General features: G+C 67.6%; 15 protein-coding genes and 1 pseudogene. 9 read left to right on the top strand and 7 right to left on the bottom strand.

The genetic code is table 11. The features are described from left to right. Together G3N96_RS08600 and G3N96_RS08595 are read right to left on the bottom strand one after the other, a co-directional pair. A partial coding sequence (locus G3N96_RS08600; RefSeq protein WP_206136937.1) for a DUF4880 domain-containing protein occupies positions 1 to 224 on the bottom strand: 224 nt, incomplete at its 3' end. Between the two features lie 3 nt (positions 225 to 227). Continuing rightward, on the bottom strand, positions 228 to 737 hold the full coding sequence (locus G3N96_RS08595) for a sigma-70 family RNA polymerase sigma factor (protein ID WP_124575815.1): 510 nt from the start codon (positions 735 to 737) through the stop codon (positions 228 to 230). A 562-nt stretch (positions 738 to 1,299) separates the two neighbouring features. Between G3N96_RS08595 and G3N96_RS08590 the strand changes: the two genes are divergently transcribed. Together G3N96_RS08590 and G3N96_RS08585 are read left to right on the top strand one after the other, a co-directional pair. Further along, positions 1,300 to 2,460 (top strand): porin, encoded by a 1,161-nt coding sequence (locus G3N96_RS08590; protein ID WP_206136936.1) that lies wholly within the window; start codon positions 1,300 to 1,302, stop codon positions 2,458 to 2,460. Between the two features lie 410 nt (positions 2,461 to 2,870). Next, positions 2,871 to 4,097, top strand: coding sequence for a transglycosylase SLT domain-containing protein (locus G3N96_RS08585; RefSeq protein WP_206136935.1), 1,227 nt, complete (start codon positions 2,871 to 2,873; stop codon positions 4,095 to 4,097). A 151-nt stretch (positions 4,098 to 4,248) separates the two neighbouring features. Here G3N96_RS08585 and G3N96_RS08580 read toward each other — a convergent pair whose 3' ends face one another. Both G3N96_RS08580 and G3N96_RS08575 read right to left on the bottom strand, forming a co-directional pair. Continuing rightward, a complete protein-coding gene (locus G3N96_RS08580; RefSeq protein WP_206136934.1) occupies positions 4,249 to 4,578 on the bottom strand; it encodes a hypothetical protein in 330 nt (109 codons plus the stop codon). A gap of 221 nt (positions 4,579 to 4,799) precedes the next feature. Continuing rightward, positions 4,800 to 5,546, bottom strand: coding sequence for a MipA/OmpV family protein (locus G3N96_RS08575; protein ID WP_206136938.1), 747 nt, complete (start codon positions 5,544 to 5,546; stop codon positions 4,800 to 4,802). 246 nt (positions 5,547 to 5,792) lie between these two features. On the opposite strand from G3N96_RS08575, the gene G3N96_RS08570 reads away from it, so the two are divergent. Beyond that, positions 5,793 to 6,518: a response regulator gene (locus tag G3N96_RS08570; protein WP_124575819.1), complete on the top strand. Its 726-nt coding sequence runs from the start codon at positions 5,793 to 5,795 to the stop codon at positions 6,516 to 6,518. Next, complete coding sequence (locus G3N96_RS08565; protein WP_206136933.1) at positions 6,519 to 7,895, top strand: ATP-binding protein; 1,377 nt, start codon at positions 6,519 to 6,521, stop codon at positions 7,893 to 7,895. Between the two features lie 71 nt (positions 7,896 to 7,966). Here G3N96_RS08565 and G3N96_RS08560 read toward each other — a convergent pair. Then, a pseudogene (locus tag G3N96_RS08560) lies at positions 7,967 to 8,137 on the bottom strand (iron chelate uptake ABC transporter family permease subunit); the annotation flags it as partial. Positions 8,138 to 8,244: 107 nt separating this feature from the next. Further along, positions 8,245 to 9,168: a LysR family transcriptional regulator gene (locus tag G3N96_RS08555; protein WP_206136932.1), complete on the bottom strand. Its 924-nt coding sequence runs from the start codon at positions 9,166 to 9,168 to the stop codon at positions 8,245 to 8,247. 118 nt (positions 9,169 to 9,286) lie between these two features. Between G3N96_RS08555 and G3N96_RS08550 the strand changes: the two genes are divergently transcribed. The 5 genes from G3N96_RS08550 to G3N96_RS08530 are packed head-to-tail and all read left to right on the top strand — an operon-like array spanning position 9,287 to position 14,341. Beyond that, positions 9,287 to 10,168 (top strand): intradiol ring-cleavage dioxygenase, encoded by an 882-nt coding sequence (locus tag G3N96_RS08550; RefSeq protein WP_206136931.1) that lies wholly within the window; start codon positions 9,287 to 9,289, stop codon positions 10,166 to 10,168. Continuing rightward, the gene (locus tag G3N96_RS08545) at positions 10,165 to 10,467 is read left to right on the top strand and encodes a Dabb family protein (RefSeq protein WP_206136930.1); all 303 of its coding nucleotides are present in this window, start codon (positions 10,165 to 10,167) and stop codon (positions 10,465 to 10,467) included. Before G3N96_RS08550 ends, G3N96_RS08545 begins: the two co-directional genes overlap by 4 nt. A 7-nt stretch (positions 10,468 to 10,474) precedes the next feature. Then, positions 10,475 to 11,542, top strand: a complete 1,068-nt coding sequence (locus G3N96_RS08540) for a maleylacetate reductase (protein WP_206136929.1) — start codon at positions 10,475 to 10,477, stop codon at positions 11,540 to 11,542. Between the two features lie 50 nt (positions 11,543 to 11,592). Beyond that, a complete protein-coding gene (locus G3N96_RS08535; RefSeq protein WP_206136928.1) occupies positions 11,593 to 13,251 on the top strand; it encodes a bifunctional 3-(3-hydroxy-phenyl)propionate/3-hydroxycinnamic acid hydroxylase in 1,659 nt (552 codons plus the stop codon). 13 nt (positions 13,252 to 13,264) lie between these two features. Continuing rightward, complete coding sequence (locus tag G3N96_RS08530) at positions 13,265 to 14,341, top strand: alpha/beta hydrolase (RefSeq protein WP_206136927.1); 1,077 nt, start codon at positions 13,265 to 13,267, stop codon at positions 14,339 to 14,341. Between the two features lie 48 nt (positions 14,342 to 14,389). Here the strand turns inward: G3N96_RS08530 and G3N96_RS08525 are convergent, their stop codons facing one another. Further along, positions 14,390 to 15,121 (bottom strand): transporter substrate-binding domain-containing protein, encoded by a 732-nt coding sequence (locus G3N96_RS08525; protein WP_206136926.1) that lies wholly within the window; start codon positions 15,119 to 15,121, stop codon positions 14,390 to 14,392. Between the last annotated feature and the right edge of the window lie 46 nt (positions 15,122 to 15,167).

Genomic DNA, 15,167 nt, shown 5'->3' with positions numbered 1-15,167 from the left:
GCCTGCGCGGCTTGCGGGTCGAGCCCGGCCGCCAGCCCGCCGAACCGGCGCTGCATCGTCTCGATATGGCGCCATGCCGCATCGTGCGCCGGATCCTCGGCGCGCCAACGCGCGAGCGCGGCATCGAACGCTTCGTCGGTGGGGCCGGCCTGCCGGTCGACCCACCATTCCACCGCGCGACGCGCCACCTGCGGCGGCACCGCCGGCGCTCCCGGGGCGGCCATCGGTCAGGCCGCCATCGCGAAGAAGCACTGCGTGCCGGCCTTCACGAGATAGCGTTTCACCGTCGCCAGCGACACGCCGAGTTCGCGCGCGATCTCGGCCTGCGTGAGCCCGTCGAGCTGCGCGAGCAGGAACGCCCGCTTCGCCGCGAGCGGCAGGCCGTCGAGCAGCCGGTCGATGTCGAGCAGCGTCTCGAGCACGACGGCCCGCTCCTCCGGCGACGGCGCGTGCGCTTCGGGGCGCAGTGCGAGCGCATCGAGATACGCGCGCTCGATCTGCTCGCGCCGCCAGTGGTTGCTCAGCACGCGCTGCGCGACCGTCGTCAGGAACGCGCGCGGCTCGTCGGCGCCGATCGGCTCGTCGCGCGCAAGCAGGCGCATGAACGTGTCGTGCGCGAGATCGGCCGCACGGTGCGCGCAACCGAGCTTCCGGCTCAACCAGCCGCGCAGCCACGCGTGGTGGCCGGTGTAGAGGGCGTCGATTTCTCGATGGAGAGACAGCTTGTCAGCAGACATGGCCGGGTTCCGGGAGGCGCAGGCGTCAACGATTTTGTAAATGAGAATGATTATTATATACAAAACCGGATCGGCGACCGGCGTTTCGGTGCGCGGGGGTGGCTGCGCTGCGGCGGGCAGCGCGACGCCGTCGGTCACGCTGGCGTGACACGCGCACGACGTTTCACACTCGCAGCGCCCATGTTGAGAAATCGGTCATCCAACCGTGAGGCCGTCGCCGGCCGCGCGCGCCGCGTAATTAACACATTCACTACACCGCGGCCAATTCGATTCATTCAATAATTATTTGACGGATCGATAACAATATCCCGGCCATCCCGATTCCTCCGTGAATTGCCCGAAATTATCGCGAGATATGCAAGCCGCAATGGCCAAATCGCGAAATGTCAATCGATTGATACGTAATTTTCAACAATTCAAATTCCTCAATCGTGGGAATCGGAGGACATCCCTGTCTGCGTCAGGCCACAAAAGAGAATTTCATTTTTGCCGTTTTAATCGGCCTCGGTAGTCTCCTGCCATTCCGGATCAAGCACACAAGCCAATGCGCAAGGAGATGACAATGAAACGCACGACCCTCTCGCTGATTTCCGTCGCGTCATTCGCGGCGATACCCGTCGCGCATGCGCAGTCGAGCGTCACGCTGTATGGCGTGATCGACACGTCGATCACCTACGTGAACCATGCGCAGGGCAAGGACAACGCGTGGATGCTCGGCAACAGCAGCGCGGGCAACCTGGCCGGCAGCCGCTGGGGCGTGAAAGGCACCGAGGATCTCGGCGGCGGGCTGAAGGCGCTGTTCCAGCTCGAGAACGGTTTCGACCCGAGCAACGGCCGGATGGGCCAGGGCGGCCGCATGTTCGGCCGGCAGGCGTTCGTCGGCCTGACGAGCGACCGCTACGGCACGCTCACGTTCGGCCGCCAGTACGATCCGCTCGTCGACCTCGTGCAAGGCATCACCGCCGACAACTATCTTGGCAGCGTGTTCGCGACGGCAGGCGACGTCGACAACTACGACAACAGCTTCCGCGTCGACAACGCGGTGAAGTACACGTCGGCCGTCTATGCGGGCCTGCAGTTCTCGGCGATGTACTCGTTCGGCGGCATCGCCGGCAGCACCGGCGCCGCGAATTCGTATTCGGCCGCCGTGTCGTACAACAACGGGCCGTTCAGCGTCGCGGGCGGCTACTTCCACACGACCAACAGCCCCGCGTCGAACACGCAGCGCACCGGCTGGACCAGCTCGTCGGACGGCACGTTCGACGGCCCGATCAACAGCGGCTATGCGAGCGCGCATTCGATCGGCATCGCGCGCATCGCGGGCCAGTACGTCGTCGGCCCGTTCACGTTCGGCGTCGGCTACAGCAACGCGCAGTACCGCCGCGACGGCAGCTCGGTGTTCGGCTCGAACGAGCACTACAACACGGGGCAAGGCTTCGTGAACTACCAGGCAACGAACGCATTGCTGGTCGGCGTCGGCTACAGCTATACGCGCTCGGGCGGCGACACGTCGGCCACCTATCACCAGGTATCGGCCGGCGCGGACTACACCCTGTCGAAGCGCACCGACGTCTACCTGAGCGCCGCGTACCAGCACGCCAGCGGCCAGACCGGCGACGGCCAGGGCGGCTCGATGGCCGCACAGGCGTCGATCGGTTCGTACGGCTATGCGGGCACGAGCTCGCAGACGATGGTCAACCTCGGCCTGCGTCACCGCTTCTGATGCGAGACGGCCGGCTGCGCGCCGCGCGGCCGGTCGAATCCGCTTTCACCGATACGGCGGCTTCGGCCGCCGTTGTTTTCGAGTCGCCCTTCCAGCGCCCTTTTCAACCCGGATAGCGACTGCCGCGCGATTACCATCCGGTTCGATTCAGCACCGATTTCCGCGAGTCGATGACGCGACGCGTCAGTATTCCGCCAGCGCCGCTACGCGGGTATTCGCGTGGAAATCCGGCCATTTTTACCGATAATGCTTCGCCGAATCGCGTGATTAGGCACGATAAAAATGCGTGGCGAACGCATGGGCAAATGCAAAGGAAAGTTTGACGTGAGCTATTTGCGTGCGCGCTATGGCACACTTCGCGTCTGCGTAATTTCCTTGCACCGGGCGGCCGGATTCCGCCCCATCCTGCCATGCCGCGTCAGACCACCCGTTCGATCAGCCGAGCAACGCTGAAAATCGCCGCGACGATTGCGCTGTCGTGCGCGCTCGCCGGCGTCGCGCGGGCCGATTGCCTCGACGACGCGGCCGCGTTCCAGCACGTGAGCGTCAGCCTGATGCGCGGCATCGCGCAGGTCGAGTCGGGCATGAATCCGAGCGCCGTCAACACCAACACGAACGGCACGGTCGACATCGGCCTGATGCAGATCAACAGCACCTGGCTGCCGACGCTCGCGCGCGAAGGCATCACGCGGGAGAGCCTGTTCGATGCCTGCACGAACGCGTATGTCGGCGCGTGGATCCTGTCGCAGAACATTCGCCAGCTCGGCGCCAACTGGAACGCGATCGGCGCGTACAACTCCGCCTCGCCCGACAAGCGCCTCGCGTATGCCCGCAAGGTCTATGATGCAATCCGGACCATGCCGGATTCGCCGGATACTCCCATGCCCATCCTTCCACCGTCCTTTACGCCGCCGCAACAGGCCCAGGCGTACAACCCGTTCGCGAGCCTGAGCGTGTCCGCCCCGCAGCAGGTCACGCGTCCACGCACGATTTCGTCGGCTCCGCCGCCTGCGCCGCCGCAGGGTGGCCCCGCCGGCCCGGCCGGCTCGTACAACTTCGGATGGACGGTCACGGGGGCGGACCAGGCGAAGCCGACCCAGGTCTTCGACGACGGCGCACGGATCTACGTGCAGTTCAGCGACATGAAGCACGTGCCGGCGATCTTCACCGAGACGTCGTCCGGGCGCGTGCTGATGTCGTGGGAGCTGCAGTTTCCGTATGCCGTCCTGACGCGTCCCGCGCAAACGTTGATCTTCCAGCTCGGGCCGTTCGAGGCGCGCGCGCAGCGTAGCGCGGGCAATGGCGCCGGGATGACGGCGCAGGCCGGGACGGGGGGCGCGGCTGCGGCCGCCGGATCGAAAAAGTCGGCGCATACGGCGACGAATACGGCAGCCAATCCGGCGGCAGCGACCGCGACCGCGGCAAAACGCACGGCGTCGGCCGATGCGCTGTGGTACGTGAACACGCCTTCGACGTCGGGAACCACGGCGGCCTCGCCGTCGACCGCGAACATTCCGGCCACGCTGCCGACCGCGATCACGTCGAACACGCCGCCGCCCGCGCCGGCCCAGGTGCCCGCTGCAGCCGCTCAGCCGTCGCGCGCCAGCGCGGACGCGCTGTGGTACATCTCGAAGTAGCGCACCGCCGGTTGCACGCGTCGCGCGGCGATCATTGCGCCACGGTCGGCGGCAGTTCGGGCGCGTTCATGTCGTCCACCCGGTTCAGATAGCGCGACGTCGACGGCGCGCGCTCGTGTACCCGCACGCTCGCCGCCACCGGCCCAACCCCTCACCCGCGCCGCACCCAGATCACCTTGCCGTCGCGAATGCCGAGATTGCGGCGTTCCTGCCGGTAATCCATCGTGCCCGGCAATGACGTGCCGTCGCGCTCGAGCACGCGCCACAGGCAGCCGTCCAGTTGCGCCGCCGCATCGGCCTCGGTCTTGCCGACCAGCGCGTCGTCCGGCCCCGCGTCCGCCTTGCAGGCCTGCGACGTGCGGGCCGGCTCGCCATTCATCACCATGCCGCCCGCGGTCGCATTCTTCGTTTTCATGTCCGTGCATCCCGCAAACGTTGCGCCCGCAACCAGCGCCATCATCATCGCGATCGTCTTCTTCATCGGATACTCCCTGTTGCGCCCGGCGGAACCTGTACGGCGCTCCCGGCCCACCGGGCATGGCATGCATGTTCGGTCCGCGCGCCCGGGCCACGCCGATTCCGCGTGTCCCCGGCCGCGGGTTCGGCCTGCCGCCGAAGCCGCCTGCATGTTACCGCACGCCGCGCGGCGTGACGGCACGTGCAGGCCGGCTGCACCACACGATGCGTGCCGCGACGATTCGCTCAGAACTTGTAGGTCGCGCCCGCGATGGCGTAGTAGTTGCTGCGCGACTGGACGATCGGGCTGTCGCCGTAGCGGCCGAGCAGCCGCGTCACACCGCCGGTCGCGAGCACCGACCAGTGCTGCGACAGCGTCCAGTTCCACGCGAGCGCCATCGTCGCGCTGTCGATCCCGCCGCGCGTCGAGTACGGCCGGAACCGGCTCGTCATCGACTGCGCATCGGTCACGCCGTAGAACGTCTGCGTGTAGCGCCCCGAGCCTGCATGCACGGTGCCCGTCACGATGATCTCGTGCTGCGCGGTCTTGAACACCGGCACCGCGAGATCCACGTGCCCCGACACGCCGCGCGACGTGTGCGTCACGGGTGAGTCGATCGTGACACTCAGTTCCGCCGCGTTGAACAGCGTCACGCCCGCGCGCACGCCGACCAGCACCGAACCCGGAACCCGGCCCATGCCCTTCAGGTAGTCGGAGCCCGGCATGTCGAGGCGGTTCTCGTCGGCTCGACCCACGTCGTAGCTCACCGCCGCCGACACGAACGCGCCGTGCGGCAGGTCCAGCCGGTAGCCGGCGCCCTGGGTGCTGTCGATGAAGAAGCCATTGCCGAACTTCGCGGAAAAACCCGGCGCGACGACGCCGCGAGACTGGTTGCTGCCCGGGTAGCGCGGCGCGATACCGCCACCCAGCGACAGCGAATACTGGTTTTCCGCGTGGGCGGCGGCGGCGAGGGTCAGGCCGGCGAGCGGCATGCAATAGCGATAGCGGCGGAGCATTGGGCGCACAATATTGAGATATGAGTGACGAAGCCCGCAGTCTAGGTGCCGCCCTGCGCCGAGACTGTCCTGAATATTCGGGGAATCTGTGCTCAATTGTGTTCGATTGTTCGAGATTGTCGCCCCGCTCCCCCGGCCTTCGATGCGCCGGATAGAATTCGCGTGCCGCGCCGCGCACCGGCCTGCCCGGGTGTGAAACGGCGCGTGCATATTGACGAGACCATGAACGAAGATCCGCTCAAATACCGCGTACTGCTGATCGAGGACGACGACCGCCTGGCGCAGCTCGTCCGCGAATACCTCGACGGTTATGAATTCACGGTGACGGTCGTGCGACGCGGCGACCTCGCCGTCGCCGCGGTGCGCGAGCACCAGCCGGCCCTCGTGATACTCGACCTGATGCTGCCGAACCTCGACGGGATGGAAGTCTGCCGGCGCATCCGCGCGTTCACCAACGTCCCGGTGCTGATCCTGACCGCGCGCCTGGACGTCTACGACCAGGTCGCGGGCCTCGAGACCGGCGCGGACGACTACGTGACGAAGCCGATCGAACCGCGCGTGCTGGTCGCCCGCGCCCGCGCGCTGTTGCGCCGCGCGCAGCCGGCCGTCACGGAAGCGCCGGTGGCCGCGCCCGAGGCGCTCGTGTTCGGCGAACTGTTGATCTCGCCGCCGAACCGCACCGTCACGTGGCGCGGCGAGCCGGTCGACCTGAAGACCGCCGAATTCAACCTGCTGCTGATCCTCGCCCGCGCGGCCGGCACCGTGCTGAGCCGCGACGACATCCTGAAGCAGTTGCGCGGGATCGAGTTCGACGGGCTCGACCGCTCGGTCGATTCCGGCATCTCGAAGCTGCGCCGCCGCTTCGAGGATGCGTCGTCGGAGCCGCACAAGATCAAGACGATCTGGGGCCGCGGCTACCTGTTCAGCCCTTCCGCGTGGGACGAATAAATGCTCCGCCCATTGATTCGGCTGTACCTCGTCGTGATCCTGTTCGTCGCCGCGTCGATCATCTTCATCCAGCTGTCGTTCGACCGGATCTTCTACGATCGCAGCGCGCAGGCGGAGCGCGACGCGTTGACGACCTACGCGTTCGTGCTCAACGACTATCTCGAACGCCATCCGGGCGAGCAGCGCAAGCTGGCGCTGCGCGAGCTCGCGAAACACGGCAACGAACGGTTCGACTTCATGCCGATGGCCACCGCCCGCGCCCAATTGAGCGGCGAGCCGCTGCGCGATCTCGACGCCGGCCTGATCGCGATCAGCTACGACGCGAAGGATTACTACATGCCGCTCGCGGATGGTTCGGTGCTGCATGCGCGGCCGATCGAAGCATTCAGCCTCGACATCAGGATCTATGCGTACATGCTGCTCGCGCTCAGCACGCTGTTCGCGGTGGTGCTGTGGATTCACTATCACTGGCGCGACCTGCGCAGGCTGCAGGAAGCCGCCCGCGCATTCGGCGCCGGGACGCTGTCGACGCGCGTGAAGCTGTCCGGCAAGTCGAACATCTACGAGCTGTCGCAACAGTTCAACGACATGGCCGAGCGCATCGAGGCGTCGATCAAGCAGCAGCGTGAAATGATGCACGGCATCTCGCACGAACTGAAGACGCCGCTCGCGCGGCTCGAATTCGGGCTCGCGCTGCTCGCCGAGCCAGACGAAACGGCCCGGATGCGCGAACGCCGCGACGCGCTGCGGCGCGACGTGCGCGAACTCGACGAGCTCGTCACGGAGCTGCTGACGATCGGCCGGCTCGAACAGGGTGCCAGCCAGCTCGCGCCGATGGAAGTCGTCGTCGATGCGCTGATCGACAGCGTCGCCGGCAACGTCGCGAACGACATCGTCGATCGCGGCATCTCGCTCGACGTGTCCGCCCTCGACGCGCCCGCGACCCACGTATGCGACCCGAAGCTGGTCGCCCGCGCATTGCTGAACCTGATCCGCAACGGCGCGCGTTATGCGTCGCGCACGGTGCTGCTCGCCGCCGAGCGCAATGCGTCCGGCGCGCTCGTGTTGAGCGTCGACGACGATGGCCCCGGCATTCCGGCCGCCGAACGCGCCCGCGTGTTCGAACCGTTCCAGCGGCTCGACTCCAGCCGCGACCGGCAGACCGGCGGCTTCGGGCTCGGGCTCGCGATCGTGCGGCGCGTCGCGCAGGTGCACGGTGGTGACGTGCGGCTCGAGGATTCACCGCTCGGCGGCGCCCGCTTCGTGATCACGCTGCCCGCGCTGGCGCTGCCGGACAATCTTTTCGACTTGCCGGCGCCCCTCGCGCATGCCGACGCGTTCGGCAGCAGCACCGGCATGGCCCTCCCGCGGCAATGAAGCGCGGGGCAGGCGGCGCCGCGGCCGCCCTCGCCTGACCGGCGCGCCGCTCAGCGGCGGCGCAGCAGCGCGACACCGCCGAGCATCCAGAACAGCACGGAGGACGCGGCGCGCTGGTCGCCCAGATACAGCAGCAGGTTGCCGAACGCGGCCATCATGAACGACACCGAGACGCCGGCGAGCAGCAGCCGGTCCGATTCGAGCCGGCCGCGCCGGTAAGCGAGCGCGCCCACGAAAGCCGTCCGACCCGACCTTGACACCGTCCTGCGTATCGTCGGTGAACTGCTTCAGGACCGTGTCGACGCCGAACGGATAGCTGAATACGCGACGGTACAGCGCCGGCCTGCAATCAGCGGCCGACTTCCTTCCACTTGCGTGCGAACCTGAGGCGTTCGACGCGCTCGATCAGGAACTCGGTGAACACGCGGATCTTCGCCGGCTGGTGACGGCGGCTCTGGTACGCGATGTTGACGGTGAGCGCCGGCAGTTGCCAGTCGGTGAGCACCGGCACCAGCTTCCCCGCGACGATATCGTCGTGAATGATGTAGAGCGGCTGGATCAGGATGCCGAGCCCCGCGAGCGCCGCGGCACGGATCACCTGCCCTTCGTTCGCATCGAGCACGCTCTTGATCGTGACCGACTGCTTCTTCGCGCCGTGGCGGAAATGCAGCACGTACGGATCGTTCGCGAGGTTGTAGACCAGCAACCGGTGATCGCACAGCGCATCGGGCGTCGCCGGCGCGCCGTGCTTCGCCAGATACCCGGGCGACGCGGCCAGCACGCGCCGCGTCTCGGCGAGCTTGCGCACGGTGATGCCCGAATCCGCTTCATGCTCGCGCGTGCGGATCGCCACGTCGATGCCGGCCTCGATGAAATCCGGATAGCGGTTCGCCGCGACGATCTGCACGTTCAGGTTCGGGTAGCGCCGGTGAAACTCCGGCAACGCGGGCGCGATATAGATCGACGCGAACGAGACCGACGCCGTCACGCGCAGCGTGCCGGCCGGGTTGACGCTCGCCTCGTTGACCGCCGCATCGGCCTCCGACAGTTCCATCAGGATCGCGACACAACGCCGGTGGTATTCATGCCCGGCGTCGGTCAGCCACAGGCGCCGCGTGGTGCGCTCGACGAGCCGCGCCCCCAGCCGCTCCTCCAGCGCGTTCAGGCAGCGGCTCGCCGCCGCGCTCGACATCCCGAGCCGCTCGGCGGCCTTCGACAGGCTGCCCAGTTCGGCGACCTGCACGAAAAATTCGATCTGCGTCCACTTGTCCATGCGTTCGATTCTTCCACCTGGCGGAGAACAAAACTCCTCCAAACCCTCTTTTTTACGGCCCAAGGAGGAATTAATGTTACGTCAACGCGCTATCCAACGACATCAGGAGACACCCCCTATGCGCAATCTCAACGAAGACACCATCACACAGGCCGTGATCGCGTCGCTGGGCGGCTGTCGCGACGAGCGGTTGCGCACGGTGATGACCAGCCTCGTCCAGCACCTGCACTCGTTTGCCCGGGAGACGAAGCTCACCGAGGCCGAATGGCAAAGCGCGATCGGCTTCCTGACGGCCGTGGGCCACCTCACCGACGACAAGCGCCAGGAGTTCATCCTGCTGTCCGACGTGCTCGGGCTGTCGACCCTCGTCACCGCGCAGAATCACGCGAAGCCGGCCGGCTGCACGGAGGCGACCGTGTTCGGCCCGTTCTACGTCGAAGGCAGCCGCGCCTTCGGGATGTTCGACGACATCGCGAACGGCGCCTGCGGCGAGCCGTGCTTCGTGTCGGGCCACGTGCGCGGCATCGACGGCCTGCCGATCGCGCATGCGTCGCTGGAAGTCTGGCAAGCCGACGAGGACGGGCACTACGACGTGCAGCTTCCGGCCGACGACGGCTCGGTCACGCACCGCGCGCGCGGCCGGCTGCGCACCGATGCCGACGGCCGCTACGCATTCCGCTCGATCCTCGCCGAGCCGTATCCGATTCCGCACGACGGCCCCGTCGGCGCGATGCTCGACGCGCTCGGCCGTCATCCGTGGCGCCCCGCGCACCTGCACTTCATGATCGAGGCGCCCGGCTACGAAACGCTGATCACGCACGTGTTCCGCGACGGCGACCGCTATCTCGACTCCGATGCGGTGTTCGGCGTACGGTCGACGCTCGTCGCCGACTGGGTCCGGCACGCGCCCGGCATCGCGCCGGACGGATCGCGCATGGACACGCCGTTCTACACGCTCGATTACGACTTCGTGCTCAATCCCGCGGAGCGCGCCGCATGATCCGCCACGTCGTGATGTGGAACGTCGCCGGCGCGACCGAACCCGAGCGCGCGGTGGCACGCACCACCGTCAAGACCGCCTTCGAAAGCCTGCGCGGCCGGATTCCGGGCATGACGCACCTCGAAGTCGGTGCGGATTTCAGCGCGGCCGATTACGCGTGCGACCTGATTCTCGTCGCCGAATTCGAGTCGCGCGAAGCACTCGACGGATACGCGACGCATCCGGAACACACACGTGTACGCGATGCACTGACGGGCCTGCGCATCGCGCGCCATCAGGTCGACTACGCAACGGAGTAACGACGACATGAATTTCATTTACCAGGCCCGCCCCGCCCGCGTGATCTTCGGCGCAGGCAGCCTCGAGCATCTCGAACGCGAAGTGCTGGAACTGGGCGCGCAACGCGCGATCGTGCTCTGCACGCCGGAGCAGCGCGACCTCGCGCAACGCATCGTCGAGCGGCTCGGTGCGCGCGCGGCCGGGCTGTACGATCGCGCGACGATGCACGTGCCGATCGAGATCGCCCGCGATGCGCAGGCGTTCGCCAGGTCGCGCGATGCGGATTGCGCGATCGCGATCGGCGGCGGTTCGACGATCGGCCTCGGCAAGGCGATCGCGCTCGAAAGCAGCCTGCCGATCCTCGCGATACCGACGACGTACGCCGGCAGCGAGATGACGCCGATCTACGGCCTCACCGAAGGCGGCCTCAAGCGCACGGGCTCCGACGCACGCGTGTTGCCGAAGACGGTGATCTACGATCCCGCCCTCACCGTCACGCTGCCCGTCGAGCTGTCCGTGACGAGCGGCCTCAATGCGATCGCGCACGCAGCGGAAGGCCTCTACGCGAACAACGCGAATCCGGTGATGAGCCTCGTGGCCGAAGAAGGCATTCGCGCGCTCGCCCGCGGCCTGCCCGGCGTGCGGCGCGACCCGGCCGATCTCGACGCGCGCAGCGACGCGCTCCATGGCGCGTGGCTGTGCGGCATGGTGCTCGGCAACGTCGGCATGGCGCTGCACCACAAGCTCTGTCACACGCTCGGCGGCAGCTTCAACCTGCCGCACGCGCCGACCCACACCGTCGTGCTGCCGCATGCACTCGCGTACAACGCCGCACATGCGCCGGACGCGATGCAGCGGATCGCCCGCGCGATCGGCACGAACGACGCGGCCCGCGGCCTCTACGCCCTGGCGCTCGACAACGGCGCGCCGGTCTCGTTGAAGGCGATCGGCATGCAGGAAGCCGACCTCGATCGCGCGGCTGATCTCGCGGCCGCCAATCCGTACTGGAACCCGCGCCCGATCGAACGCGACGGCCTGCGCGCGCTGCTGCAGGACGCGTTCGACGGCAACCTGCCCGGTACGACCGCGCGCTGAGCCGGCCACACGACAGACCAACAAACGAAACCGTCATGGAGACACACCACATGAATACCGAATCGAGCGCCCACGGCGACATCTCCGTCGAACACTGTGACGTCGCCATCGTCGGCTACGGCCCGACCGGCCTCGTCGCCGCATCGATGCTGGGCCGCGCCGGCCATCGCGTGATCGTCCTCGAACGCTGGCCGACGCCGTACGGCCTGCCGCGCCTCACGCACATCGACGGCGAAACCGCACGCATCGTGCAGGCGAGTGCCGACGTCGATCACGCGCTGCGCAATGCGAAAGCCGTCGACACCTACCATTACTGCGATGCGAACGGCGACCTGCTGCTCGAACTGAACTGGACCGGCCGCGCGTGCGGCTATCCCGCGCACATCTCGATCTACCAGCCCGACATCGAGGACGCGATCGATGCGCGCGCCAGCACCTTCAAGAATGTGACGATCCTGCGCGGCTGGGAAGTCGACACGCTGCTGCAGGACGACGACGGCGTGACGCTGACCGCGCATCCGGCGCGCGGCAGCCAGGGCGCGCAATGGACCGGCAAGCCGCGCGCCATTCGCGCCCGCTACGTAATCGGCGCCGACGGCGCGAACAGCTTCGTGCGCCGCACGCTCGGCATCGAACGATCCGATTTCGGCTACAACGAGCGCTGGCTCAACCTCGATTCGGAGAACAAGCGCGATCTCGGCGAAAGCTGCGCGCGCACGACGATCTACTGCGATCCGGATCGCGCGTACATGCACATGCCGATCGGCACGAAGCGCACGCGCTTCGAGCTGCGCGTGCTGCCGAACGAATCGACCGCCGAATGGGAAACGGAAGAAGCCGGCTGGAAGTGGCTCAACGACCACTACGGCTTCGGCCCGGACGACCTGAAGCTGCTGCGCCACGTCGTCTATACGTTCGAGACGCGCATGGCCGAACGCTGGCGCACCGGCCGCGTGCTGCTCGCGGGCGATGCGGCGCACACGATGATGCCGTACATGGGACAAGGCGCATGCTCCGGCATGCGCGACGGCATCAACCTCGCGTGGAAGCTCGACCTGGTGCTGACCGGGCGCGCCTCCGCAGACCTGCTCGACACGTTCGAAGCCGAGCGCCGCCCGCACGTGACCGCGATCACGCAGATGTCGCTGTTTCTCGGGCAAGTCGTCAACGAGGACGATCCGCGCAAGGTTGCCGAGCGCGACGCGGCGTTCCGCTCCGGCAACATGCCGCCGATGCCGCCGTTCCCGAAGCTCGACCACGGCATCCTGCACGACGAAGCCGACGGCACGCGCCAGCCGACGACCGGCGCGCCCGCGCCGCAGGGGCGCGTACGCCGCGGCGCAGCCGAGGGCCGTTTCGACGATGTGGTCGGCCGGGGATTCCAGCTCGTCACGCGCGAACACCCTTCCCGCTACCTCGACGACGCGCAGCGTGCGTTCCTCGCGCGGCTCGGCTGTCGCGTGGCCGTGCTGTCCGACGACGTGAGCGCCCCGGATGCCGTGGTCGATCTCGACGGCGAGCAGCAAGCGTTCATGCAGGCGCACGGGATCGGCGCGTATATCGCGCGGCCCGATTTCATCGTGTTCGGTTCGGTGGCCAAGCTGCGCGACCTCGGCGCGCTCGTCGATGCACTCCGCGACAAGCTGCACTGGTCCGCCGCGTCGACCGATCCGTCCGCGGCCCCGGCGGCCGTCACTCACGCATCGTAAAGGAAACCTACGCATGACGACCGAACTGTCACCGTTCGCGCTGTCCCTGCAGCGCGCGATGCCCGTCACGCGCCTGCTCGACTGCGGAATGGACTATGCGGACGCAATGGCACTGCACGCGCGCACATCCACGGGCGAACCGTGGGACGTCGCGGCCGAAGCGCTGGCCGACGCGCAGCTCGCGCGCGCCGCGCAGGCGGCGGAAGCCGGCCACCTGGTCACGGCCGCCGACGCGCAGGCGATGGCCATCGCGAACCTGCTGTTTGCGCAGATGGCATTCAACCACGATGTGCCGCGCAAGCACGCGCTCTATGCACGGCTCGTCGACGCGTCGCACGGCCTCGCGCGCTGGTCCGACAAGCGCATCGAACGCGTCGAAGTGCCGTTCGGCGATGCCCATCTGATCGGCTGGCTGGTCCGGCAGCCGACCGAGCGCGTACGCGGCACCGTCATACTCTTCGGCGGCCAGAGCGGCTGGGGCTTCGCGTACTGGCCGATCGCACGCGCGCTTGCGGCGCGCGGCATCGCCACGCTGCTCGCCGAGGGGCCGGGCCAGGGCGAGACGCGGCTCGAACAGCGGATCTTCGTCGACGTCGACATGAACGCCGCATACCGGCGCTTCGTCGATGCGGTCGCCGACCGCGCGCCCGGGCCGATCGGCATCTGGGGGAACAGCATCGGCGGGTTGTGGGCCGCATCGACCGCTGCGAGCGACCGACGGATCGCCGCCTGCTGCGTGAACGGCGCACTCGCGGCGCCGACGCTGCTGCCGTTCCGCACGTTCGTCGAACAGGCCGCGGCCATGCTCGGCAACGACGGTCCCGATGCGGTCGCGGCGAATTTCGCGCGGATGAGCTTCTCGTCCGAACGCGACCGCATCGCATGCCCGCTGCTGGTGCTGCACGGCGGTGAAGATCCGCTGATCCGGCTCGACGATCAGCAGCCGTTCCTCGATGCGGCGACGTCCGGCGAGGCGACACTCAAGGTCTGGCCGGACGGTGAGCACACGATCTACAACCACGCATCCGAGCGAACCGCGTTCGTGTGCGACTGGTTCGTCGAGCGGTTCGCGCAGGCTGCGGCTGCGTGATCACGCATGCGGTGTCGACCGTGCGAACGGCTGGCACCGCGTGCGGCATTACGACGTCGCGCCGCCGTTCTCCAGCGCGCCGTCGATTTCCGCATGCGTGAAACCGTACTTCGCCATCCGTTCGCGATGATCGGCCGAGCCGAGATACTCGCGCAGCTTTGCGTTCACGGCCTGCACGAGCGCATCGCTGTTCTGGCTGAACGAAAATCCGCCAACGGGCGCGGCCTCACCCGCACCCCGCTCGTGCGAGACGGCCTCCAGTCGCGTGTCCGTGTCGGCGACCGCGCGGGCCCCGATCGCGGTGCTCGCGAACGCGTCGACCTGCCCTGCAAGCAACGCAGCCACTGCGTCTGGTTGATCCTTGAGGATGACGATCTGCCCGTCGCGCACGCCGGCCGCCTTGGCCGAATCGATCTGCACCTGGTCGGTCACGCACGCCAGCCGCGCATCGCTGCGCGCCGCGATGGCCGCGTAGCTCGTCAACTGCTTCGGATTGCCGGCCTGCAGCACGAAGCCGTCGCCGATCACCCACACCGGGACGCTGAAGGTCACGTGCCGCGCGCGTTCGGCCGTCACGAAGATCGGCACGTTCATGTCCCAGCGCCCGGCCCGCACGCCCGGCAGCAGTGCCTCGAACGACGTCGGGTGATATTCGATTTCCGTCACGCCGATCGCGCGCAGCACCACCTCGGCCACCTCGACATCCGCACCGGTCACGGTACCGTCTTCTGCCGTCCAGTAGAACGGCGGTTCCTCGATGTACGCAATCCTTACCTTCATGGCGTCACTCCTGACGTTCATTGATGTTCGTCGCGCCCGAACGCCG

It is taken from the genome of Burkholderia sp. Se-20373 (assembly GCF_017104705.1).
Lineage (GTDB): Bacteria > Pseudomonadota > Gammaproteobacteria > Burkholderiales > Burkholderiaceae > Burkholderia.
This window is presented reverse-complemented; position numbering and strand designations above follow the sequence as displayed.

Coding starts and splice junctions, on each gene's coding strand:
- G3N96_RS08595 (WP_124575815.1), bottom strand. CDS start 737: ATGTCTGCTGACAAGCTGTCTCTCCATCGAGAAATCGACGCCCTCTAC.
- G3N96_RS08590 (WP_206136936.1), top strand. CDS start 1,300: ATGAAACGCACGACCCTCTCGCTGATTTCCGTCGCGTCATTCGCGGCG.
- G3N96_RS08585 (WP_206136935.1), top strand. CDS start 2,871: ATGCCGCGTCAGACCACCCGTTCGATCAGCCGAGCAACGCTGAAAATC.
- G3N96_RS08580 (WP_206136934.1), bottom strand. CDS start 4,578: ATGAAGAAGACGATCGCGATGATGATGGCGCTGGTTGCGGGCGCAACG.
- G3N96_RS08575 (WP_206136938.1), bottom strand. CDS start 5,546: ATGCCGCTCGCCGGCCTGACCCTCGCCGCCGCCGCCCACGCGGAAAAC.
- G3N96_RS08570 (WP_124575819.1), top strand. CDS start 5,793: ATGAACGAAGATCCGCTCAAATACCGCGTACTGCTGATCGAGGACGAC.
- G3N96_RS08565 (WP_206136933.1), top strand. CDS start 6,519: ATGCTCCGCCCATTGATTCGGCTGTACCTCGTCGTGATCCTGTTCGTC.
- G3N96_RS08555 (WP_206136932.1), bottom strand. CDS start 9,168: ATGGACAAGTGGACGCAGATCGAATTTTTCGTGCAGGTCGCCGAACTG.
- G3N96_RS08550 (WP_206136931.1), top strand. CDS start 9,287: ATGCGCAATCTCAACGAAGACACCATCACACAGGCCGTGATCGCGTCG.
- G3N96_RS08545 (WP_206136930.1), top strand. CDS start 10,165: ATGATCCGCCACGTCGTGATGTGGAACGTCGCCGGCGCGACCGAACCC.
- G3N96_RS08540 (WP_206136929.1), top strand. CDS start 10,475: ATGAATTTCATTTACCAGGCCCGCCCCGCCCGCGTGATCTTCGGCGCA.
- G3N96_RS08535 (WP_206136928.1), top strand. CDS start 11,593: ATGAATACCGAATCGAGCGCCCACGGCGACATCTCCGTCGAACACTGT.
- G3N96_RS08530 (WP_206136927.1), top strand. CDS start 13,265: ATGACGACCGAACTGTCACCGTTCGCGCTGTCCCTGCAGCGCGCGATG.
- G3N96_RS08525 (WP_206136926.1), bottom strand. CDS start 15,121: ATGAAGGTAAGGATTGCGTACATCGAGGAACCGCCGTTCTACTGGACG.